The sequence below is a fragment of the Chryseobacterium sp. WX genome (genome assembly GCF_029542485.1).
Classification (GTDB): domain Bacteria; phylum Bacteroidota; class Bacteroidia; order Flavobacteriales; family Weeksellaceae; genus Chryseobacterium; species Chryseobacterium cucumeris.
In genome coordinates, this window is sequence record NZ_CP120710.1 from 1848658 (window position 1) to 1872055 (window position 23398).

Below are 23398 nucleotides of genomic sequence, written 5' to 3' on the forward strand. Positions count from 1 at the left end.
TAATTTCAATGAAACATATCTTAAACCGTCAGTCTTCGGAACTGGCCGGATTATACACTTTATCCCTCCGTATGGTTATCGGATGGACTTACTTTTCAGCGTTTTGGCGCAGATTGATCCTCGAAAACAAGCTTATTCCTGATGAAAAGGGATATATCGGGGAAAAATTCAATCACTTCTTACCCAATGCCCTGGGAATAAAACCAATTATTGAATACCTGGTAACTCATCCTGATGCTTTGCAACGCTCTATGATGATTTTTACCATTATCGAAGCCATTGTGGGTTTATTCATCATCCTCGGATTATTGACCCGCTTAATGAGTATAGGAATTTTCAGTCTTGCTCTAGGAATTTTACTAGGTTCCGGATGGCTGGGAACAACTTGTCTTGATGAATGGCAGATTGGTGTTTTAGGTATTGCAGGCGGATTTGTACTGTTTCTTACAGGAAGCGGATCTTATTCTCTGGACTATTATTTCATAAAAAACAACAAAAATTTCACCCAGAAAAGATGGTTTCAATGGTTGGGTTCAGGGAGTTTTCCTATTTCAAACCCAAAAGTTCTTGTACTGGCAGGCTCAGTGATTATATTCGGACTGACTCTCTTTACCAATCAATATTTTCATGGAGGTGTATGGGGAACACTGCATAATAAGTCTGTAAAACCTAAACTTGAGATTTCAAATATTTCTCATAACAATTCGAAGCTGACATTTGAAATCTACAGAACAGAAGGTGCTGATGTGTACGGTTCTTTTCTGATAGGTATTCATGTTCTCGACAAAAACGGAAAGATTTTAAAGGAACTTGATCATAAAGAACTCTCCGGAATTTCAAAAGAAAATATAAAGAATCATTATGTTGCCAAAGTGAAACCCGGAAAACACAGTCTTGTGATTCCGTTGGGAGCCAAGGCTGATGTTACCCTGAATATTGATGATATTTTTCAAAAAAATGATATCCACACTTTGAAACTGATTGATGTAAGTGGTATTGAGTGGGTAGAGAATATTGAATAAGGTTTGGGATTCGCGATACGAGGTTCGGGGTTCAGGGATTGGAGTTTATTATTATAACGTTTTATGATTTGGCTAAAGCCGTTGGAAGATATTTTTTTTGTAAATGGGCTTTCTTCGTCTACGCTCTTGATGATAGCCCATCCCTAATTAATTTTTCCTCTATGACTATAATTTTGTTAAATTAAAATCTGCAGAATCAACAAAATCTGCGAGATGCTTTATACATTTCGGGTAAAACCATTGGATATTCATTTACACAAAAAAGCGGACTTTAGTCCGCTTTTATTCATATCTGATGTTACTTTTCTGAAATAAAAACATGATAACTGCATGAGCTATCCGGATCAAGTTTGAGTACTTTTATATCCAATAAAACATCCAGTCCCATAGTGTCGCAAATGCCCTGTATAAAAGGTTTTATGACTGGCCATTTCAGCAGACCTGCAATTTGCAGGCTATGGGTTATTTTGTGGTAACGGTCTACTCCTTTAATGAGCAATTCGCATTTGTAGTCATTTAATTCTTTAAATTCAAAATTATATTCAGGACTGGATGTAAAAACTGCTCCCATCAATATTTTTGCAACAGCCGGAATTCCAGGCTGCAGATTGGGTTTTGCTTCAAGATTCCTCAGTGTCATTCTTGATCCCAGATCGTACATAAAAGTACTGGAAAGCTGTTCAATAGCTTCAGCTCCGTAAAGTTTTCCAATCTGTTTGAGCATACCTCCGTAAAAAGCCCCTGTAATATCAGAGAGGCGCTGGGTAAGCTCTGTAAAAGTTCCGGGAAAGAAATCTGCAATAAGCTGAGCCTGATTCATTTCAGGAAGATAGACGTCATTTTTTCTGAAATCTGATAATGCCGCATAAGTTTCCGGCAGTTGAATTTGATTCATATATAATAAGTTATTAGTGGCTTGAAATCATGATTTAGCTAAATAATAAAACGGAATACAATACTTCATACCGTTTTCGGATATTGGGAAATTGCCTTTATTAACTATAAAAAGCAAGTGAAGAACAGTCAGGTCTTTCAGTTCAATAACCGGAAATCAGATAAAGTGTGACACAACATTCCGGCAAATCCTTTTTGAATGGATTATTACAAGGTGAGGGAATTTATTCATATTTTTTTCATTTGGTGATGTAAAACTAGAAAAAATAAATAAACTCTCCAATAAGTGATATTATTTTTTATTTAACAAAATGAAAACAGAAAGTATTGTCTCTTATCATGTTAAGGCAGATACAACAAAAAAGACCTTCGAAATTTCGAAGGTCTTTTTTAAATCTAGTGCATGGCTTCACTCAAATCTATTTTTTCTTTGCTCTTTCTTTCTTTTACGAGTAAGATAAACGGAATACATATCAGGAATACGATTCCGAGGTAAAGAAATACATCCATATAAGATAAAACAGTGGCCTGTTTTGTTACAGATAAATCGAGCATTTTATAGGCGGCATTCATTGCTGCATCAGGAGTCATCCCTTTTGCTATAAAATTGGCTTTCAATGCTGCCAGTCTTTGCTGAACATCAAAACTGTTTTCGTCCAGATGGGAAATTAAGTTGTTTCTATACTTCTGCCCTGCATTGGCAATAAAGGTCGTGATCGCTGCAATCCCGAAAGATCCTCCCAGCTGTCTCATCATCCCTGTAAAGGCTGCTCCCTGACCGATCTCCTGCCCTTTCAGGGTACTTAATGACAAAGAGGTAATCGGAATAAATAATAATCCCAGCCCCGCACCTCTTACAATAAGCATCCAGAAGAAGGCATCTTTACTGGTATCCGGTGTCAGAATTTTGTATCCCCAGAAACTGTAAACAAAGAAGATAAATAGTCCTAATGAAACCAGGATCTGCTGTTTTGCTCCTTTTGCCAGTAGTCTCCCAATGATAGGCATCATAAAGGCTGTCGTTAATGCAGCCGGAATCATCAAAGCTCCTGACTGAAGTGCTGTCCATCCCAAAATACTCTGGGTGTACAAAGGAACGATGAATGTAGAACCATACAATCCGAATCCAAGAACGAATGACATCATAGTCCCGATTCTCAGGTTACTGTTTTTAAGCACTCTGAGCTCAACAATCGGGTACTTAAAGGTAAGTTCCCGCCAAAGGAATAGTATAAATCCTAAAATTGCTGCTACAGTGAAGGCTACGATCATTCCGCTTTCAAACCAGTCTTCTTCATGTCCTCTTTCCAGAATAAACTGTAATGAACCTACTGTTACTGCCAGCAGAGCAATTCCAAGCCAGTCAACATCTGAAGCTTTACGTTTTTCTGCATATTTCGGGCTTCTTACAAACTGAAGAGTCATCAGCGTTGCTGCAATCCCAATCGGAATATTAATATAGAAAATATAGGGCCAGCTGAAGTTATCAACGATGTATCCTCCAAGAGGCGGACCTAGTGTAGGACCGATAATTACCCCAAGGCCGTAAATAGCCTGAGCCATACTTCTTTTTTCAATCGGATAAGATTCCGTAATAATCGTTTGTGAGGTTACCAATAAGGCTCCACCCCCGATTCCCTGCATCAATCTGAAAAACACGAGTTCCCAGATATTGGTCGCATTTCCACATAAGAATGAAAATACGGTGAATATAATGATGGATGCCGCAAAGTAATTTCTACGCCCAAACTGCTGTGAAAGCCAGCTCGTCATCGGAACAATGATAACATTCCCGATGGCATACGCCGTAATCACCCACCCTACTTCTGAAAGCGTAGCTCCAAGATTCCCCTTCATTTCATTCAAGGCAACATTGACAATCGTGGAGTCTACAATTTCAAGAAGGGCACAAAGGATAGCCGTAATCGTAATAATTACTCTCCGCGCTCCATATTCTACTAATGAATCTTGCATAAGTTTTTTTCGATGTGAAAAATCAACGGCGAATTTTGCTTCGCAGGTGAATGGTGAATTGTAAAGCCTGCCGTTTTAATTGACAGCAAAGCTGATTCACTCATGACAACGAAGTTCATTGATTTTTAACAATTTTAAATATTATTTCAAAGCAACTTCTGCTTTCACGTTCATTCCTGTTCTTAATCTTTTGGCAATATTCTTGTCAAGATTTACAAAATCAATTTTTACAGGAAGTCTCTGAACTACTTTTACGAAGTTACCACTCGCATTATCCGGAGGAAGAATAGAGAAAGTAGCTCCAGTAGCAGGAGAGAATGAGCTTACTACTCCTTCAAATTCTTTATCAGGGAAGGCATCAATCTCAATTTTCACTTTCTGCCCTTCTACCATTTTATCTACCTGCGTTTCCTTAAAGTTAGCTACCACCCATTTCTGGTCATCTTTAACCAAAGCAAACAACTGTGCCCCAGCCTGCAGATACTGACCTGCCTGTGTAGGTACTTTTCCTACGTATCCATCTTCAGGAGCAAGGATTACAGTATAGGATAGATTCAATTTTGCATTTTCTACATCTACTTCTCTTTGTTTAGCAACAGATCCTGCCACACTGATTTGTTGTGAGCTTGCAGCCGTCTGAGAAGAAGCGATGTGAGTTTGCTGAGCAATTTGGTTTCTCTGATCCACTAAAACCTGCAACTGTCTGTCTGCAGATTGTTTTGCAGCCAAAGCCTGCTCATATTGTTGTTCTGTAATAGAATGGTCTTTTACAAGATTAGCATATCTTTTCAAATCCTGAGAAGTTTTCCAGACATTTACTTTTGCTGCTTCTATCTGAGCATTAGCAGTAACTACCGCTGCTTCAGAAGAACCGATATTTTTTGAAGTCGCTGTGGTAGTAGCTTCTGCATTGGAGATATTACTTTTAGCTGTAGATAATGCTGCCTGAGCCTGATCAAGAGCCATTTTCTGATCTCTGTTATCCAAAATCACCAAGGTATCTCCTTTCTTCACAAACTGGTTGTCTTTTACTTTCACCTGAGCTACATAGCCGGAGATTTTAGAAATTACCGGTGCCATATTGGAAGCAATCTGAGCATCATCAGTCTCTTCGTGATACTGTCCATAAGTAAAGGCTCTGTAACCGTAGATTCCTCCTCCGATTACTACTGCCGCTAAAATGATAGGAAAAACTAAACTTTTTTTCTTTTTAGGTTCAGCTGCCTGTGTATTATTATTTTCCATTTTGGTTTCGATCTGATTATTTAATTGTTAAAGTTCCTGTTGTCTGTAATAGTTTTCTGTATGCAAGTGCAGCATCTGCCTTGGCATTGATCACGCCAACATTGGCAGCAATCTGAGCTGCGTCTGCATCCAGCAATTCAGTCATGGTTGCCAACCCGTTGTCGTATTTATTTTTGGTAATTCTGTAATTTTCATTAGCCTGCTCCGCAGATTTTTCAAAAACAGCAATTCTCTTTTTTGAATAATCTGTGTTTTGATATTCTCTGTTGACATCAAGCTTGATGTTATCATTCAGTAATTCATCAGTTGCCGCAAGCTGCTTTTCTCTCGCCTGCGATTGTCTCAATGAAGAATTTTCTTTCCAAAGATTAGACAGGTTATAAGAAACCCCGATTCCTACATTGATGGCATTGTATACGGTAAGAAACTTAGGGATATCAGCTGCTACATAACCTCCTGTAAATGCGATGGAAGGAAGATTTTCTGCTTTTGCTGCCTTCGAACCTAATTCCGCTGCTTTTCTCTGCTGTGCCAGAGCCTGTAAATCCTTACGGTTTTCTCTGGCTTCGGTAACATAATAATCAACAGGTTTTACGTCTGATCCTTCTTCAATATAATTTTCATCTACTGTAAGTTCTGTAGTTTCAGGAAGCCCCAATAAAAGATCCATATTGATGTTGGCAATATTATAGTTATTCTTAGCTTCCAATAGTTGAAGTTCAATATTTGAAGTCTGAAGGTTCGCCTTTAATCTATCATTTCTTGCGATCAAACCATTATTTTCCATTTTAAGGAAGGTTTCATCTCTTTTTTGAGAAGCGGCAAGATTTTCTTCAAAAACTTTGATAGACTGGTTAGCTTTAAACAAATTGTTATAAGCCTGGGCAACGTTGTAAGCAATAGCAATTTTATCATTCTCAGTGCTTAGTTTAGACGCCTCTACAAGATATTTAGCGGACTGAATCCCATATTTGATTCTTCCGCCGCTGTAAATAGGAACGCTAAGGTTAGCAGAACCGTAAACTACCTGATGTATTTCAGGCCCGCCAGCTCCGCCTGCAACACCAGGAAGTTTTATATCAACATTGGGTTTTATCGGAAGGTACATATAGCTACCTGACACTTTTAATTCCGGTAGCTGTCTGTTTTTAGCCTCCAAAAGATCAGCTGTAGCCTCTTCGATCTTGGCTGCATCGATCTTGAGATTCTTGCTGTTCTGGATTCCCAGCTGCACGGCCTCGTCAAGAGTAAGTGTTCTTTTCTCCTGAGCATTTGCATTTGCTATTCCTACGAATAGTGATAATGCAATCACTGAGTTATTTATTCTCTTCATAACCTAAAAGGTCTTTTAGTAAATATTTAATATGTTTATTAAGTTCTGTGTAGTATCTTTCGTCAAAAGCTTCTTCATCTTCTGTTTCATTCAGGAACTCTTTATACATTTCTTTCGCATTAAATGCATAAAACAAAGTTCCGCTTACGGTAGAATGAAGGAGATAAATAGGTGGATTTTTGGTGAAAATTCCATTTTTAAGACCACTTTCCAATATTTGTGAATACATGGAAAGGAATCCCATTTTGGTTTGCTTCAAAAATTCTACAATCTGAGGATTTTTAGTATGCAGCTGCTCTCTCTGCATAATCCTGTAGAAGCACTTTTGAGTCTGGATCTTGTGAGAAAACTGATCGATTACTCTTTCAATCTTCTGCCATTCGTTGATGTCTGTTCTTCCCAAAAGATCTTTAGAAAAAAACTGACCTTCATTCATTCTGTATTCTACTAATTTCTCATAAAGTTTTTCTTTAGAGCCAAAATAATACGAGATCATAGAAATATTAACATTCGCATCCTTTGCAATTTCTCTGGTGGAAGTTCCTTCGAATCCCTTTTCTGCAAAGAGCTTCTCAGCTGCGAATAATATATTTTCTTCTTTTGAAATCATGTTAGTGTTCATTTTTCAGGGCGCAAATGTACACAAGTTTTAACACAAATCAAACGATTGATTGATTTTTTAATATAGATTTAATTTATTGCAAAGAAAAGACGTTTTCTATAATATATGCTGAATACGCAACAGAGGCAGTTTTTAATGGAAAACAATAAAAAGAGAGCTCATTTTTAATTCATATATGGGAAATATTTCAATGATAATTTTAATTATTTCCAGCCTATATTCAATTAAAGTATACATAAAAAAGGCAGGAAAGTAAAGCTAAAATGATAATCTCCAGAATAAAATAAAAACTCCGGCGTTAACCAGAGTTTTTATTTATGTACTTTTATGAATATATCTTGATAGTTTAATTCCCAGATCGGTCCAGACAATTTTGGGGTTTCCGTTTCTGGTAAGGTGAAGATCGGCTGTACTAATTTCCTCCAAAATACTCTCAATATTAGCCCCACTGATAAATTTTGAAAAGCCGGCCCAATTGAAACCGTTCGCATTGATCTTTTTGTAGACCAGATTTTCAGATTGATAGTTCTGAAGCAATGCCAGTCTGAAAATCTCAGAACAGTAATTAAGAAAATTTTTCTGTTTTTCCCTGTTCCATCCTGCAATTTCTCTTGCCCAGACAATAATGCTTCTGAGATATTCCGGTTTCTTCTTTACCATAAATGCATCTCTCACCCATTGTACAAAAAGCTTTTCAAACTCGTTGCTTTTATCTCCGGAATTCAACAATTTTATAGCCTCATTGAGATCTCCCTGAGCTTCATGAACAATCTCTCTCACTTTTTCTTCTGAAACAGAGAAATTCTTTTTAAGATAACTTTCTATATCTTCATCATTAATTCTCGGAATTTCTACAATCTGTGTTCTGGAAAGAATAGTTGGAAGAATATCGTTTGTACTTTCAGCTGTAAGAAGAATGACCGTTTTTGCTGGTGGTTCTTCCAAAAATTTCAAAAACTTATTAGAAGCGGCGACATTCATTTTATCTGCTCTCCACACGATAAGAATTTTGGTTCCTCCTTCATAACTTTTTAAAGAGAACTTCTGATTCTGGTCATCCACTTCATCCGCAGAAATAAATAACTGTTTATTTTCTGATTCTAAAAAAGCGGTCCAGTCATCATAACTTGCATAGGGTGAAGCCAAGATCATTTCTCTGAATTCATCAAATTTATTCTTGCTTAATGAGTTTTTATTGTCTGTAAAAACCGGAAAGCTGAAATGCAGATCCAGATGATTGAGATGCTCAACCTTCGCAGCAGCATGTTCGTTTTCCTGACTGAAAATTTCCCTTGCATAGGCCAGTACCATGGGCAGTGTTCCGTATCCCTCTTTTCCTACAAAAAGTTGGGCATGGCTCACTCTGTTTTCAGCAATGCTTTCTCTAAGAAGTTTTTTCAGATTCGTCTGTCCGGCGATGTTCTCCCAATTCATGTTTCAAAGATAAAAAATCTTATTTCATTTCATAAAATTAAGTCAGCTTAAAATGGATAAAAATGCAGATCCTACCTTTTGAGTTTCTTTAAATCTATAAAAATGAAGGATGCAGTCAAACCATTAAGAAGGATTGAAGAAATAAAGAATTATTAAGATGAATTATTCTGATTTTAAACTTAAGCGAAGCTTATCTTAATATCTTCATACAATCTCAATAACTCAAAATAAAGTTTATAAAGAAATACATTATAGGTAATATCAATAACAGGATTAGAGTAAAATATAAAATTAAATTTTACGCAATTTAATTTTAAGCAATACATTTGTTCAGTGAAATTATTCGTAAATTTATTACCATTTCACACCAATTTCAAATATTAAAATTGTAAACCAATGGATACTAACCTGGAACAAAAAATCAAAGGCATATTTCAGCAGCAGAAAGCCTTTTTCAAAACCAATCAGACAAAAAATATTGAATTCAGAAAAGCACAACTAAAAAAATTCCGGGATGTTTTTCTTCAGCATACCGATGCACTTTGTGAGGCTTTGAATACAGATTTGGGAAAAAGCAGAAAAGAAGCGGAATATGTGGAGATTCAAATAGTGATCAGCGAACTTGATTATTTGCTTGAAAATATTGATGAATGGGCAAAACCTACTTCCGTCCCCTCAAAACCACATCCTTCAGGCGCTGAAGTTGAGAGCAAAATAACCTATCAGCCTTATGGGGTTAACTATATTATCGGACCTTTCAACTATCCAGTTCAATTGACGTTCAGTCCGCTTATCGGAGCTTTGATCTCCGGAAATACAGCAATCATAAAACCATCCGAAAATACACCACATGTCGCGCAGGTGCTTGAAGATATTGTGAAAGCATCTTTTGATGAATCTTATGTAGCCGTTATTCAGGGAGCTATTGAGGAAAATACTCTTTTACTCAGCTTACCTTTTGATTATATTTTCTTTACAGGAAGCCCGAATGTCGGGAAAATTGTGATGAAAGCCGCTGCAGAACAATTAATTCCGGTTACCTTGGAACTTGGAGGAAAATCTCCTACCATCGTTCACAAAGATGCTGATCTTGATAAAGCTGTAGCCAGAATATCTTACGGAAAATGGATTAATTGCGGACAAACCTGTGTGGCTCCTGACTATATTTATATCCATAAATCTGTAAAAGATGCATTTATTGAAAAATTTAAAGCTCATTTAAATGCTGCTTATGAAGGGAATTCTTTGGGAAAAATCGGGAAGATTGTAAGCCAGAACCAAATTAAACATCTTGCAGGTTACCTTGAAGCAACGCCGGAAAAAGTAATTTATGGAGGACATTATGATCTTGAGACCCGTCACTTTGAAGCCACTTTAATGGATAATGTGAACTGGGATGATAAGGTGATGCAGCAAGAGATTTTCGGCCCTATTCTTCCTATTATGATCTATAATGATATTGAGGAAGCGTTGGAGGAAATCAATAGCCGCCCTAAACCATTGGCATTATATGTTTTCACAGAGGATCAGGAATTTGCCGATTATGTTTTAGACCACACCACAAGTGGAGATGCTGAGATTAACAGCGCTATTATCCACGTGGGGTCACATTACTTACCTTTTGGAGGTGTAGGAACTTCGGGAATGGGAAAATATCACGGAAAATTCAGTTTTGAATGTTTCAGCCACAGCCGTTCTGTTCTCCAGGTAAAATAATAGTATAAATGCTTATTCATATAAACCGGGACTGTTCATCATAGAACAGTCTTTTTTTACAAAACAGAATTGATATTTTTATGGCGGAAAAATTGCATTTTTCTTTTAAAGACAAGCCCTTAACAAACTTTAACCACATATAATTTTTACAATTCATTAATATTTAAGATATTTGCGCATTGTTTTAAAAATAAAGAATGAAAAAAATCTTTGTAGTATCATTCATATCAGTTGGATATTTTCTGAATGCGCAGAGTCTAAGCAACTCTCCTTATGCAACTTATGGAATTGGAGATGTGAAATATGATAATACGATCGAAACTACTTCTATGGGAGGTATATCTACTGCTTTTATTAGTGATTTTACCAGTAGTTTCAATTTTGCCAACCCGGCAAACAACGCCAATTTTGAACTTACGAGTATCAGACTGGAAGCTACCAACGAAAACAATTATTTCAAATCGAACTATAACGATATGAAATCTACAAAGCATTCTACGTATCTTTCCAATATTTCGATTGCATTTCCATTATCTTCAAAAGTGAAAATGGGGATCTCTTATCAGCCATACAGTTCTAAAAGCTACGACATCGTAACAGAACAGCTTGCCAGTGATAACACGACTCCTCTTTACAGAAATAATTTCAAAGGAAGTGGAACTTTGAACACAGCACAGCTTGCAGTTTCTTATAAAATCAATCAGGAATTATCAGTAGGAGCAAAAGCAAACCTTTATTTTGGAGATCTTAATGACCTAAATGAATTCCGAGCTTACAACAGCAACCTTGGTACGTATGCAGGTGAATACGTTAATGGATATGAGACTAAAAACAGAATCAGAAACTTTAATTTTACACTGGGAACAAGTTACCAGACTTTAAATACACGTACTGATAAAAAGTTCACGGTAGGAGCTACCGCTACTTTTGGTAATACAAGTAATATGACTACTCAATACACCAATAGTACGTACAGATATTCTGATGCTCAGGAAACGACTAAAGTTAGCGGATCAGAAACAATCATCGAACAAAAAGAAACGAAGTCTAAAAATCTTCTTCCATTACAGGCATCCTTAGGGGTTGGATACGGAAGTGAGAACCATTGGTTTGTATCAGGACAGGTAGATTATAAAAAAGGAGAAGATATCTCTTACTTTGGTAAAGATTTCAGTTTCCAGGATACGTACAGAATTTCTGCAGGGGGATGGTACCTTCCCAATTATAACAACTTCAGAAGCTACTTCTCAAGAGTAATCTACAGATATGGAGCATTTTATGAAAGAGGAAATCTGAATCTGGAAGGGAACAGTATTAACAAATTCGGTATTTCTGCCGGAGTAATGTTACCATTCAAAAACAGTAGTATCACCAGAATGAGTGGTCTTGAAATCGGATTAGAAGTTGGTAAGAGAGGAACTCTTAAGAACAACCTGATCAACCAGAATTTCATCAACCTGAGAATCGGCTTTAATTTTGCTGATAAGTGGTTCAGAAAGACTCTTTATAACTAAAATGAACTTTTCAAAAAAAATATCATATAAAAATATAGCATGCCTTTTTAGTTGTGCTATATTTTTTATATTGACATCCTGTGAGGAAGATCTTACCAAAAGAAATGGCAGTCAAAGCAAAAACTTTCCTTCACAGATCATCAACAACGCTAATATTATACAGCGTGATTCCGGCTTTATTACGTTAAAAGCCAAAGCACCCATCATTGAAAAATACGAACTGATTGACAGTCCATATGTAATAGCCAGAAAAGGAATTGACATTGAGTTTTTTGATAAAAAGAAACCTAAAGTTCCAGGAAGAATTACCGCTAAATATGCCCGTATTTTTGAATACAAAAAATTCTATGAAGCTAAAGGTGATGTAAAGATAAAAACCAATGAAGGACAGAGATTTGCCATGCAGAGTATTTATTGGGACCAGAAAAAAAACAGAATCTATACCAAAGATACGGTTTATGTTACCATGGAAGACGGTTCTACACTGGTAGGTGCCAACGGAATGACCGCCAAGGATGACTTTTCCGAATACACATTCTATAACAACTCCGGAGATTTCAGTTCCAAAAGAATTTCTGAAAATAAAAAATAAATCCAAAAAATAATGAAAGCGCTGGCTATTGGGTTGATGTCCGGGACAAGTCTGGATGGTTTGGATATCTGTCTCGCTGAATTTGAAAAGCAGGACACATGGACCTTTCAAATCCTTAAAGCTGAGACACTCTCCTATTCTGAGGATTGGGAAACTCAACTTAGAAACTCTATTCATCTTTCTTCTGAAGATTTATTGGAACTGCATTCAGGCTATGGTTTTTATCTTGGACAACAGGTTAAAAAGTTTATTCATCAACATAAGCTTGAAAATATTGACCTGATTGCCTCTCATGGCCATACTGTTTTTCATCAGCCTCAAAAAAAATTCACATTACAAATCGGCGACGGCAGAGCTATAAAACTGGAAACCGGACTTCCTGTTATCTATGATTTCAGAAGTCAGGACGTGCTTATGAAAGGAAATGGAGCACCTTTGGTTCCTATAGGTGATGAATTGCTTTTCTCTGCATACAGTGCTTGCCTGAACCTGGGCGGATTCTCCAATATTTCTTTACGTTCGGAAGGAAAAAGAATTGCCTTTGATATCGCCCCGGTAAATATTGTTTTGAACCATCTGGCCCAGCAACTGCATAAAAATTTTGATGAAAACGGAGCATTGGCAGCAAAGGGAAAAATAGATGAAACCCTACTGAATCAACTTAACGCCCTGGATTTCTATCAAACTTCACATCCAAAATCTTTGGGAATAGAATGGTGCCATCAACATATATTTCCACTTCTTGAAAATATTGAAACACTGGATGCACTGGCTACTTTTACGGAACATGCTGCCCAGCAGATTACCAATGTCATCAATCAATATAGTATAAAAGATATTCTTATCACCGGAGGAGGCGCTTACAACACGTTTTTAATTGAAAAAATAAGAGCGAAAACAAAAGCCGAAGTCATCATCCCTGAAAAAGAGATCATCAATTATAAAGAAGCCCTGATTTTTGCCTTTATGGGTGTTTTAAAAATGAATAACGAGATCAATGTGTTGTCTTCTGCGACTGGAAGTACAGCAGATCATTGTTCGGGAGTTATTGCTTAGATATTTTCATACTTGTATGTTACCGATCCTCGCTCCCGCACGAATCCCTTTGTGTGGAACTTATCCTGCTAATTCAGTATTTATTATTTGATGAATTCAGAATAATAAAGAGCTTCTTTTAAAAATATAAGATCATTAAAAACAAAAGTTTTTAGGAATTCAATCTGATGTTTTGATCTATAGTTTTAAACTAAATTACACGAAAGGATTTGTGCGGTAGCAAGGGATTTGACAAGCTTATATTATCAAAATATTCTGTCTCCCAATTTTAGAGGTATTTGGTATCCCTTGGGCTATACTTAATTTGTCAAAAGAACTTATTACATAAACCATTGTTCAACTACAGTGGTTTTTTCCTATCTTTTGTTAAATAAATTATTCAATGAAATATTGTATTCTTATAGCATTAATTTCAGTAACAAGTTGTAAAAAGAGTAATACATATAAAGGAGAAAAGACTCTAACAGATAAAGAAATTGCCATTTCCATAGCTGAAAGGAAATGGAAGCAAGTTTATGGTAAATCAGCAATAAATAAACAAAAACCATTTGTTGCAGAAAAGAAAAATGACAGCATTTGGATTGTACAGGGAAATCTTCCATCACCACCGGGAATAGGTGGAGTTGCTTATGCCGAAGTAAATATAAAATCAAAAAAAGTGGTTAAATATACGCATGGAGAATAAAAGCAGTATTCTTTATCACTTTAGGAATATCACAATAAGGTCAGATGATAAGAATTTATGTACTGAAGGGCTTTATTTGATTATCGGGAAAGAATTGAAGTTACAGACAGACAATCAAAAAACTGAAGATTACTTAGAAGTACTCAAATATCTTATTAACTACTGTGTAGATACTAATCTTGTGATTATGGACAGTCAAAATATTGGCTATTATTCATGGCTTTTACAATTCAGGCTGGATGAAGATAACTGCTATGATCTATATGAAGCAAACGCTGATGGTAGCGGTTTTAATAAAGGTTGTGACACGGCAATTTCAGTTGTTAGACAGCAAAGTGAAATGTGTTTACAATATGATCTTATTCCTCTATTTCCAAACTTCAATCAGTCAGTGGTTATATCAGATGGTGTTTATGAAGGAAAAGATATTGAAGGAATCAGATATGATTCGCCTCAGGGCGAAAGTGGCTGGTATCTTATCACAGACGACTATAATGATGATATTAAATCATTGAAGATGGTTCACTTTTATCATGTTGCTTTTGCCCGACCTGATATTTTACAATATCTGGCAATACCTTTCGGATACAGATTTATTATGAAAAACGGAAATGTTTAAATATGTAGAGATGAGGAAGAGTAATGCTCAAGCATGTTTCAAAAGGTTATTTTCCATTATTAAATGACATTGACAAAGAAAATTATAAATAAATAATTGACTAATCCTTTTAATTAATACTCAAGATTAGTGATTAATAACGGTGTTCTTATTGGGAACCCTTCGACAGGCTCAGGGTGACAAGTCAAATACCAGCCGAAATTTTTAAGCGTTGTCAGGCTGAGCCTGTCGAAGCCGTTATTGCTGAAAGAGATAGGATAATAATTACAAAAACAGGTATTTATTGATTGCCTGTCTTATTTTCGCCAACTTTCCTGTAAAAATAAAAAAACCTTCAGAAATGAAGGTTTTAATTATTTATAAGCTTCGATTTTATCGGTAAGCGTATTGATAAAGTTCTGTAAAGGTTTTTCTACCATCATTTTGATGAACGGATTGAATTTTCCTTCAAATAACATCTGAACTTCAGTCTGGTTTTCACTGATTGGGTTCAGTGTAGCGGTTAATGAGAAGTCCAGACTTGAACTTGCAGATCTTAAAACAGCTTTCTGATCGTCTACTTCATCAATTTTTAATGCGATTTCAGGCATTCCCTGTAATCCAAATTTAAATCCGTTATCTCTTGTTTCAAATTTCTGAAGACCGTCCGGCATAAAATCTTTATAATTTTCAGGTGATTTCAACAACTCGGTAAGTTCTTTAGATGATTTATTGACAATAATCTTTCGTCCTTCTAAATTCATTTTTTATTTTTGTATTAAATTCTTAACTATTACAAATGTATAAAGTTTTTGTCAACGAAAAAAAATTATTACTATCTAAGCATCCTGAAGAGCTTGAAAAAAAGCTTGGGTATGAAAATTATACCACTTTAGAAATCGCTTTGGATCTTCTGGAGAATACTTCTGTGCAGGAACTGAATGTGTATGGAGAGAATTTGGAAGAAATCTGGCAGGAGTTTCAGAAGCTTTTCAGAATTATAGAAGCTGCAGGAGGGCTTGTTAATAATCCTGAAGGTAAAATTCTTTTTATCAAAAGACTCGGCAAATGGGACCTTCCTAAGGGTAAGATGGAAAAAGGAGAATCCAGAGAAGAGTCTGCAGTAAGGGAAATAGAAGAAGAAACAGGTTTGAGTGATGTTGAACTTGTACAATTCATCAATACTACTTACCATATCTATGTAGAAAGAAATGGGGAGAAAATCTTAAAATGTACGCATTGGTTTGAAATGAACTTTGACGGCGAAGATACTTCCAAACCGCAAATAGAAGAAGGTATCACCGAAGTTGCCTGGAAAACGACCTCAGAAATTGAAAATGAAGTATTCCCAAGTACTTTTAAAAATATCAAACTGATCGTAAAAGAATTCTGGAATTTGAAGAAATCTTAAAAGCCGGAAGCTGGAAGAATGAAGCCGGAAGTTACTATCCGGCCAATTACCTCTTTAAGTGTTTATTGATCAATGAAATTTTATAAAGCTGAAGAAATAAGAGAACGGTCTTCAATTTCCTTCATGCACTCTCCTCTCCCAGCGCCCAGCTTCCTTACATTAAATAAAGTCGATCACTTTCTCCAGCGCAATTCCTCTGGATCCTTTCAACAATATGTTTTCCGACTGAATTATATTCTGTTTTAAATAGTCTGTTAATTCCGCTGTATTTTCAAAAGCAAGGCCTGAAGCATTCACTGCTTTAAAATGTTTTCCAACAGTAATAATCTCATTGAAATGAAGGTCCTGAGCTAATTTTAAGATGTTCTGATGCTCTTTCTCACTTTCATCACCCAATTCCAGCATATCACCGATAATAATGGTTTTACTGCCTTCAAAACTGATGAAATTATTCAGAGAAGCGGTCATAGAACTTGGATTGGCATTATACGTATCCAGAACCAAAGTCCTCCCCTCTTTTTTCACCACCTGAGATCTCATATTCGTTGGAGTGTAGAGTTCCAACGCATGTTTTATTTTTTCAAAGCTGATTCCAAAGTGAAGTCCTAAACTGGCAGCAGCACAAAGATTGGTAAAATTGTACTCTCCTGTCAGTTTTGAAACCGCTTTTACTCCCTGATAGATCAATCCTACAAAATGCTCTTCTGAAAAAGATTCAAAATGATAATTAGAGGTTTCTGCTCCAAAAGTAATTTTAGGAGAATAGTTTTCAGTTTTCTCTACCTGAATAGGATCGTTTTCATTAACAACAATAGTTCTGTTATTGTTTTTAAGATAATCATAGAGCTCAGACTTTCCTTTGATTACTCCCTCAAAGCCTCCGAATCCTTCCAGATGAGCTTTTCCAAAATTGGTAATATATCCGAAATCAGGTTGTGAAATAGTACACAGAAATTCAATTTCTTTCTGATGATTGGCCCCCATTTCAATTACGGCCATTTCATGTTCCGGTTTAATGGAAAGGATAGTCAGCGGAACTCCGATATGGTTATTCAGATTTCCAGCAGTATACTGAACATTAAATTTTTCAGATAGAACAGCGTGAATCAACTCTTTGGTAGTGGTCTTTCCATTACTTCCCGTAAGTCCTATAAAAGGAATAGCAAGCTTACTTCTATGATAGATTGCCAGCTGTTGTAAAAACTCAAGAGTAGATGGAACATAGAAAATATTTTTATCTCTGTTTTCAAATTCCGGAAGTTCAACAATCACTGCCAAAGCTCTGTCATCAATGGCTTTTTCGGCCAGCGTAGCTGCATTGAAATTCTCACCGGAAAAGGCAAAGAAAATATCATTCTCTGCTATTTTTCTACTGTCAATGGTTACTTTTGCCGCCTGCAAAAATAAAGGATAAAACTGTTCTATATTCATGTGGAAAATATATATCTTTTTTTAAATAGCATGCAATCGCCAAATCTATATAAGCGTTTTAAGCTTTTTAGTCCAAGCGATTTCACGAGTCAAAAATAAAAAAACCTTCCGAGAGTTCGGAAGGTTTTTTATAAGTATTTTTTGATAAATATTATCTTCTAGTTCTACTCTTATCGCTGGCTTTAGCATCCTGTGCAACACGGAATCCTACCCAACCATAAGCTCTGTTTTGATTTTTATATCTTCTTTGTCCCGGATCCAGCCAGTAAGCTGTATCCTGCCAAGAACCACCTTTTACCACTCTGACCTCGTTAGAAATTCCGGAAGTTCTTTCTTTAGTATCTTTCTGTAACTTCACTCTACCCGTTGCATCTACCACAAAGCTTTTCTTAGGAGCATTGTACATATCGAATCCTGCAGCAGAATCAGAAGCTCTGTAATATTCTAAAGAAGACTGTCTGTCACCATCTCTGTAGTTTCTGTAGTCAGCGATAGTTTGTCTTTCAAATTGTCCGGGAAGCCCTCTGTAAACTAATCTTCCGTCAGCTAAAGTATCGTATTTGATAGTACCTTCGTCGATCATTTTGTAAGTACCGTCACCGTTTCTTACAATCGCCTGAGGCATATTTCCTCTATAGTAGTTGAAATCGTTGTAATCTTCATCGATAATAGGTCTGTAAACGTCAGCCGTCCATTCAGAAACGTTTCCGTACATTCCATAGATTCCTAAATCGTTAGATGGATATTGTCTTACGTCAGAAGTCTGAGCAGATCCGTCATTCTTCCATCCAGCGATACCAGAATAGTCCCCTTTACCCATTTTGAAGTTTTCAAGGAACATTCCTCTATTTCTTCCTTTAGTACCTCTTAATCTTTCGATTTCAGGTTTTTTACCAAGATATTGGTTATATTCTCTGTTTTTAGCCATACCAAGAGCAGCATATTCCCATTCTACTTCAGTAGGAAGTCTGAACTTCTGTACCATTGCAGAATTTGGAGCTCTGTTAGCAGCCAGCAATCTCTGGTTGGTTGTTTTCATACCAGTTTTTTGCTGCATTCTTTTCTCATTGATGTATCCTTGCATTTCAGGATCATTCGCTTTGAATTTATCCATGTTGAAAGCAGTACCTCCCTGGTTATTGGATTCGTTGATATACAAATCTTTAGCAATAATACCAGCCTGCATTAAAGCTTTTTCGTTCGCTCTGTCTGACAGCCATTCACAGTATCTGTTTGCCTGAGTCCAGGAAACTCCTACTACCGGATAGTAATCAAATTCCGGAGAACGTAAATACGTTTCGTTATAATCGTTTCTTGCTAATTTGTTGTCCCATAATAAGGTATCCGGTAAAGCACCGTTATAGATCTCCTTAAAACTCGGGTCACTTGGTGGGAATACATACTTCAACCATGTAAGGTATTCGCGGTATTCGTAGTTAGTAATTTCAGTTTCACCGATAAAGAATGAACTTACCTGCATTCTGCGAGGTGTGTTATTCCAATCGTGCATAACATCATCTTTCACTAATCCCATTGTAAAAGTTCCACCTTCTACATATACCATCCCAGGCCAACCCTTCTGCTTCTGTTGCTTTCCTGCAAAAAACCAACCCTGTTTTTCGTTTGGTTTCCAACCTGTTTTGCTGACAAATTTTTTGGTACCGCCACCTTTGCTGGTTCCTGATCCGCCACAGCTGGTTAATGCAAGTGTAGAACTTAATGCTATTAATGAAAACAACTTTAGTTTTTTCATAGTCGATATAAATATTTTCAAAGTACAAAGAAAAAATAAATTATTCAATAAATCAAGTAAACATTTGATTTTTTTGAAAAACGTTAACAAATTAATTTTATTGTATCACAATTTAATTCTAAAATTTTCATTTATTTTGTAATTTAGCAATTTCAATAGTAAACATGAAACGAAAAATTACGATTTTATCTTTAATCGCTTTTGCATCAACACTTTACGCTCAAAGAAACACCATTGAATGGAATGGTTCTAAAATTCAGGATTTTGGTGACACAAAATTAAATCTTCCCAATTTTAAAAATGAAGGTTTTTCTTACAGCCAAAATAATGTTTTTATCGTAAGCAAGCAAAAAATTGGAGAAAAGCAATTAAAAATCTCAGACCTTGTTTGGGAAAACGTTTCTAACCAGGAATTGTTTGAACTGGATAAAGGCAGACTTCCGGATTATGATGTAGCAGATGTTTCCTATTATACTTTAGAGGGTGAAAGCTATGCCAGCATTAGTATTGCTTTATTTAAAAATGTAAAAGGACGCGTTCAGAGATTATCTTCATTTAATGTTTCAGAAGCTTCTTCTTTTATCAATACGACAGGAACTGTTAATAAAATAGGAACCACCGGTAATCCTTTATCAAGTGGAAATTTTTACAAGATAAAAGTAGACAAGTCCGGAATATTCAAAATCACTTCCCAGTTTCTAAAAGACAACGGAATCAATCCGAGTTCTGTAAATCCTAAAAATTTCAGAATTTATGGAAACGGGGGAATCATGCTTCCCGAATACAATCAGGATCCAAGATACGGAGCTTTACAGGAAAATTCCATTCAGGTAGTAGGTGAAGATGATGGAGTATGGAATGATAATGACTATGCGCTTTTCTATGCGCAGGGACCTGATGGGTATAACCTCTATGACACGGGCAATGGAAATGGTTTTAAAAGACACGATACCCGATTCAGTGAAAGAAGTAATAATGTCAAAAATATTTATGAAGATTTCTCCTATTATTATATCAACTTTGATAAAGGCGCGGGAAAAAGGGTTGCGACCGTAGACGGAAACCTTCCAGCCCAGCTGATCACAAGATATGACAGTTACCAGGTCATTAACAAGGATCAGAAAAATCTTTTAAAAGTAGGAAGAACATGGGTAGAGGATACTCCTTTTTCCAATGAAAAGACCATAACATTGACTACTAATTCACCCATACAGGCGAATGATGTAGTACGATACAGGACTCAGGTGGTGGCGTATAACTCCCAACAGAATACGGTTGATTTTAAAATCAACAATTTACATCCTCATCCGCTGCAAACTATTCCTACAGATACGCCAACCTATCAGTATACTTTCTATCCTGTAACGTATACCGGTACATTGACTAATCTTACCGGAAACCAGTTTACACTGGTTTATAATCCTGATATTTCCAAAAACCCAAATGGAACATTCTATTTTGATTATCTGGAAGTTCAGTATAAGGAAAACCTTACATTCAATGGTTCACAAATGAACTTCAGGGATTATTCAATTGTAAGTGGAAGCAATACAGACTACGGTTTCAGCATTACTAATGCAGCTAATATAGAACAGGTATGGGATGTAACGGATATTACCAACGCTAACAGAAGAGTGAATAAAGCAGGAGGCGGTTCTTTCAACTTTGCCTACACTGCTGCTGATCAGAATTTCAATAATGAATTTGTAGCTTTCCGTGCGGATGCTGCTTACACTCCACAGTTTGTAGGAAGAATTTCCAATCAGAATCTATCTGCAATACAAAATGTAGATTATCTTATCCTTACCGTACCCGAAATGATGGGGCAGGCACAGAGAATTGCCAGCTACCATCAAACCAAGAATAACTATAAGGTAGAAATTGTTGATATCAATAAAATCTACGAGGAATATGGCAGCGGAAGTAAAGACCTTACCGCGATAAGAGATTTCGTAAGCAAACTCAACACTCCTCTGGGGAGACTTCAATATGTATTTATTCTTGGGGATGCTTCATATGATTATAAAAACAGGGTTCCGAATAATTCAAACGTTGTTGCCAGCTACCAGAGTGAACAATCTTCAGATTACGTATCATCATTTGTGACGGATGATTATATCGTAATGACCAAGCCACAAACCACATTATTAATTGAAAACAATTTGCCGGATGTGCCTGTAGGTAGAATTCCAGCAGCCAATGTAAGTGAAGCAGGGGATATGATCAATAAGACACTGGCTTATAACAATTCCCTTCAAGGGCAGTCATCTCCTTTCGGAGACTGGCGTATGCGACTTGACTTTGTAGTGGATGATAATGAGGAAGGAGGAGGTCCTTTTCACAATGTAATGAACAATTCACTGGTGAATATTTTTGAACAGCCAGGCCAGCTGGATCTTAAAGAATATAATGTTAAAAAATTATACATGGATGCCTTTACCGCTCAGAGTACATCCGGAGGGCGAAGATATCCGCAGGTAAATCAGGCCATTTCCAACGCTATAGGAAACAGTTTGTACCTGTTTTATTTCGGACACGGAGGTATCAATGGTTGGGCACAGGAAAGAGTGCTGACCAGCACAGAAGTTCAAAATGCCAACAATTTTTCCAATGTATACAGCAGATTCCCTTTTGTATCTACCATCACTTGTGAATTCACATTATGGGATGAACCTTCCACCAACTCTGTAGGGGAACAGTTTATTAAAATGAAGCAGGGAGGCGTTTCTACCATGATTACTTCCAGCCGTGCTATTGGGGTAGATTATGGACGTGATTTTACCAATACATTCACTCAGAATATTTTTAAATTAACCAATGACGATTTTAATTCATTAGGGAACGCTCACTTAATTGCTAAAAAGCAAAAAGGGCCAAACAGCAACCATTTAAAAGTAAACTTCCTGGGTGATCCGGCTATGAAATTAAGCAGACCTCAAAGACTTTTGGTTATTGATAATATTGAAACTCCGGTTCCAGGATTGATCAGAGGTTTGGATTTTGTGAAAATTAAAGGACACATCAATAATCCGAACGGAACACTGAACAATACCTTCAACGGAAAAGTCAGCATCAATATTTTTGATAAGAGATTAAACAAAAAAACACTCAATAACAGTGGAATTTTAACTCCGGTTTTAGAATATACTGAAGAAGGAAGTGCGATTGTAAAATCTGCCGGAACTGCAGTAAACGGAGTATTCACTGCCGAATTCTATGTTCCTAAAGATATTAACTATGCTGTAGGACAAGGAAGAATACTAGCTTATGCTGACAACAAAGCAACAGATGTTTTCAACAACCAGGCTGTACAGGTAGGTGATATCAATCCTAATGGAATCAATGATAATCAACCCCCAAAAGTAAAGTTGTATATGAACAATACCAACTTTGCAGATGGTGGAATCACCAATCAGAATCCTATGCTTCTTGCCTGTCTTACCGACGATACAGGAATCAACTCAACAGGATCCGGTGTGGGACATGATATAACAGTATATCTTGACGGACAGATTATCAATACTGTTGTTTTGAATGATTTTTATGCTCCGGGAGAAGGAAACGGATGCTTAAACCCAAGTCTTGCTGAATATCAGAAAGGAAATGTAACTTACCCCTTCAGAAATCTGGCAATAGGACAACATCAATTAACATTTAAAGTTTGGGATATAAACAATAATTCTACAACTGCTACGTTAAATTTTGAAGTTAAAGATGAGTCCGATCAACACCTGACAATCAACCGTCCGTTGAACTGGCCAAATCCATTTACCAATAAAACGTATATTCAGTTTGAACACAACTGTGATGATATTCTGGATGTGAACGTGCAAATTTATACAATAACCGGAAGATTGGTAAGAACTTTATCGCAGCCAGTGGTTGCAGAACCGTTCCTACAGGGCTTTAGAACCCCTCGCCAGGCCATAGAATGGGACGGAAGAGATGATTTTGGAGCTACAGTAGCAAAAGGTACGTATATTTTTAAGATATTTGCAAAAAGTCAAAATCAAGAAAAATGCAAAGGAAGTGCTACAGCTGTAGAAAAAATGGTACTTTTGAAATAATTAAACAGAACAATAGATAATAATATTAATAAAAAACTGATAATATATAAA

18 protein-coding genes are annotated in these 23398 nt (G+C 36.4%); 9 read left to right on the forward strand and 9 right to left on the reverse strand.

Annotated features, from left to right (window positions below; all coding sequences use genetic code 11):
* The first annotated feature begins 8 nt into the window (after window positions 1–8).
* Window positions 9–1022, forward strand: a complete 1014-nt coding sequence (locus PZ898_RS08330) for a TQO small subunit DoxD (protein ID WP_277695286.1) — start codon at window positions 9–11, stop codon at window positions 1020–1022.
* Window positions 1023–1320: 298 nt separating this feature from the next.
* Here PZ898_RS08330 and PZ898_RS08335 read toward each other — a convergent pair whose 3' ends face one another.
* The 6 genes from PZ898_RS08335 to PZ898_RS08360 form a co-directional block, all read right to left on the reverse strand.
* Entirely contained in the window at window positions 1321–1917 is a 597-nt protein-coding gene (locus PZ898_RS08335) for a hypothetical protein (protein WP_062674558.1), read from the reverse strand.
* Between the two features lie 395 nt (window positions 1918–2312).
* The gene (locus tag PZ898_RS08340) at window positions 2313–3890 is read right to left on the reverse strand and encodes a DHA2 family efflux MFS transporter permease subunit (RefSeq protein ID WP_062674556.1); all 1578 of its coding nucleotides are present in this window, start codon (window positions 3888–3890) and stop codon (window positions 2313–2315) included.
* A gap of 141 nt (window positions 3891–4031) precedes the next feature.
* The gene (locus tag PZ898_RS08345) at window positions 4032–5135 is read right to left on the reverse strand and encodes an HlyD family secretion protein (protein WP_277695287.1); all 1104 of its coding nucleotides are present in this window, start codon (window positions 5133–5135) and stop codon (window positions 4032–4034) included.
* A 16-nt stretch (window positions 5136–5151) separates the two neighbouring features.
* Entirely contained in the window at window positions 5152–6468 is a 1317-nt protein-coding gene (locus tag PZ898_RS08350) for a TolC family protein (protein ID WP_120231891.1), read from the reverse strand.
* Window positions 6452–7090: a TetR family transcriptional regulator gene (locus tag PZ898_RS08355; protein ID WP_277695288.1), complete on the reverse strand. Its 639-nt coding sequence runs from the start codon at window positions 7088–7090 to the stop codon at window positions 6452–6454. The genes PZ898_RS08350 and PZ898_RS08355 overlap by 17 nt, the downstream gene beginning before the upstream one ends.
* Window positions 7091–7405: 315 nt before the next feature.
* On the reverse strand, window positions 7406–8524 hold the full coding sequence (locus PZ898_RS08360) for a DNA polymerase III subunit delta' (RefSeq protein WP_277695289.1): 1119 nt from the start codon (window positions 8522–8524) through the stop codon (window positions 7406–7408).
* Window positions 8525–8920: 396 nt separating this feature from the next.
* On the opposite strand from PZ898_RS08360, the gene mdlD reads away from it, so the two are divergent.
* The 6 genes from mdlD (at window position 8921) to PZ898_RS08390 (ending at window position 14706) form a co-directional block, all read left to right on the forward strand.
* Window positions 8921–10240, forward strand: a complete 1320-nt coding sequence (gene mdlD / locus PZ898_RS08365; protein ID WP_277695290.1) for an NAD(P)-dependent benzaldehyde dehydrogenase MdlD — start codon at window positions 8921–8923, stop codon at window positions 10238–10240.
* A 197-nt stretch (window positions 10241–10437) separates the two neighbouring features.
* Window positions 10438–11754: a hypothetical protein gene (locus PZ898_RS08370; RefSeq protein WP_062674543.1), complete on the forward strand. Its 1317-nt coding sequence runs from the start codon at window positions 10438–10440 to the stop codon at window positions 11752–11754.
* 1 nt (window position 11755) lies between these two features.
* A complete protein-coding gene (gene lptC, locus PZ898_RS08375; RefSeq protein ID WP_062674541.1) occupies window positions 11756–12346 on the forward strand; it encodes an LPS export ABC transporter periplasmic protein LptC in 591 nt (196 codons plus the stop codon).
* Between the two features lie 12 nt (window positions 12347–12358).
* Window positions 12359–13402, forward strand: coding sequence for an anhydro-N-acetylmuramic acid kinase (locus tag PZ898_RS08380; protein WP_277695291.1), 1044 nt, complete (start codon window positions 12359–12361; stop codon window positions 13400–13402).
* A gap of 382 nt (window positions 13403–13784) precedes the next feature.
* The gene (locus PZ898_RS08385; protein ID WP_062674529.1) at window positions 13785–14087 is read left to right on the forward strand and encodes an NTF2 fold immunity protein; all 303 of its coding nucleotides are present in this window, start codon (window positions 13785–13787) and stop codon (window positions 14085–14087) included.
* Window positions 14077–14706 (forward strand): hypothetical protein, encoded by a 630-nt coding sequence (locus tag PZ898_RS08390; RefSeq protein WP_277695292.1) that lies wholly within the window; start codon window positions 14077–14079, stop codon window positions 14704–14706. Before PZ898_RS08385 ends, PZ898_RS08390 begins: the two co-directional genes overlap by 11 nt.
* Before the next feature lie 353 nt (window positions 14707–15059).
* Here PZ898_RS08390 and PZ898_RS08395 read toward each other — a convergent pair whose 3' ends face one another.
* A complete protein-coding gene (locus PZ898_RS08395; protein WP_034699917.1) occupies window positions 15060–15449 on the reverse strand; it encodes a hypothetical protein in 390 nt (129 codons plus the stop codon).
* Window positions 15450–15484: 35 nt separating this feature from the next.
* Here PZ898_RS08395 and PZ898_RS08400 point away from each other — a divergent pair, with 35 nt between their 5' ends.
* Window positions 15485–16096 carry an NUDIX domain-containing protein gene (locus PZ898_RS08400; RefSeq protein WP_123279441.1) on the forward strand — a complete coding sequence of 204 codons (612 nt, stop codon included), beginning with the start codon at window positions 15485–15487 and terminating at the stop codon, window positions 16094–16096.
* Window positions 16097–16255: 159 nt separating this feature from the next.
* Here PZ898_RS08400 and murF read toward each other — a convergent pair whose 3' ends face one another.
* Window positions 16256–17527 (reverse strand): UDP-N-acetylmuramoyl-tripeptide--D-alanyl-D-alanine ligase, encoded by a 1272-nt coding sequence (murF, locus tag PZ898_RS08405; RefSeq protein WP_277695293.1) that lies wholly within the window; start codon window positions 17525–17527, stop codon window positions 16256–16258.
* A 151-nt stretch (window positions 17528–17678) separates the two neighbouring features.
* Complete coding sequence (gene gldJ, locus PZ898_RS08410; protein ID WP_062674519.1) at window positions 17679–19280, reverse strand: gliding motility lipoprotein GldJ; 1602 nt, start codon at window positions 19278–19280, stop codon at window positions 17679–17681.
* Window positions 19281–19444: 164 nt separating this feature from the next.
* On the opposite strand from gldJ, the gene porU reads away from it, so the two are divergent.
* Complete coding sequence (gene porU, locus PZ898_RS08415; RefSeq protein ID WP_277695294.1) at window positions 19445–23347, forward strand: type IX secretion system sortase PorU; 3903 nt, start codon at window positions 19445–19447, stop codon at window positions 23345–23347.
* Window positions 23348–23398 lie beyond the last annotated feature (51 nt).

Excerpts from the sequence above, each read along its gene's own strand:
- PZ898_RS08330 (WP_277695286.1), top strand. The coding sequence starts at position 9 with ATGAAACATATCTTAAACCGTCAGTCTTCGGAACTGGCCGGATTATAC.
- PZ898_RS08335 (WP_062674558.1), bottom strand. The coding sequence starts at position 1,917 with ATGAATCAAATTCAACTGCCGGAAACTTATGCGGCATTATCAGATTTC.
- PZ898_RS08340 (WP_062674556.1), bottom strand. The coding sequence starts at position 3,890 with ATGCAAGATTCATTAGTAGAATATGGAGCGCGGAGAGTAATTATTACG.
- PZ898_RS08345 (WP_277695287.1), bottom strand. The coding sequence starts at position 5,135 with ATGGAAAATAATAATACACAGGCAGCTGAACCTAAAAAGAAAAAAAGT.
- PZ898_RS08350 (WP_120231891.1), bottom strand. The coding sequence starts at position 6,468 with ATGAAGAGAATAAATAACTCAGTGATTGCATTATCACTATTCGTAGGA.
- PZ898_RS08355 (WP_277695288.1), bottom strand. The coding sequence starts at position 7,090 with ATGAACACTAACATGATTTCAAAAGAAGAAAATATATTATTCGCAGCT.
- PZ898_RS08360 (WP_277695289.1), bottom strand. The coding sequence starts at position 8,524 with ATGAATTGGGAGAACATCGCCGGACAGACGAATCTGAAAAAACTTCTT.
- mdlD (WP_277695290.1), top strand. The coding sequence starts at position 8,921 with ATGGATACTAACCTGGAACAAAAAATCAAAGGCATATTTCAGCAGCAG.
- PZ898_RS08370 (WP_062674543.1), top strand. The coding sequence starts at position 10,438 with ATGAAAAAAATCTTTGTAGTATCATTCATATCAGTTGGATATTTTCTG.
- lptC (WP_062674541.1), top strand. The coding sequence starts at position 11,756 with ATGAACTTTTCAAAAAAAATATCATATAAAAATATAGCATGCCTTTTT.
- PZ898_RS08380 (WP_277695291.1), top strand. The coding sequence starts at position 12,359 with ATGAAAGCGCTGGCTATTGGGTTGATGTCCGGGACAAGTCTGGATGGT.
- PZ898_RS08385 (WP_062674529.1), top strand. The coding sequence starts at position 13,785 with ATGAAATATTGTATTCTTATAGCATTAATTTCAGTAACAAGTTGTAAA.
- PZ898_RS08390 (WP_277695292.1), top strand. The coding sequence starts at position 14,077 with ATGGAGAATAAAAGCAGTATTCTTTATCACTTTAGGAATATCACAATA.
- PZ898_RS08395 (WP_034699917.1), bottom strand. The coding sequence starts at position 15,449 with ATGAATTTAGAAGGACGAAAGATTATTGTCAATAAATCATCTAAAGAA.
- PZ898_RS08400 (WP_123279441.1), top strand. The coding sequence starts at position 15,485 with ATGTATAAAGTTTTTGTCAACGAAAAAAAATTATTACTATCTAAGCAT.
- murF (WP_277695293.1), bottom strand. The coding sequence starts at position 17,527 with ATGAATATAGAACAGTTTTATCCTTTATTTTTGCAGGCGGCAAAAGTA.
- gldJ (WP_062674519.1), bottom strand. The coding sequence starts at position 19,280 with ATGAAAAAACTAAAGTTGTTTTCATTAATAGCATTAAGTTCTACACTT.
- porU (WP_277695294.1), top strand. The coding sequence starts at position 19,445 with ATGAAACGAAAAATTACGATTTTATCTTTAATCGCTTTTGCATCAACA.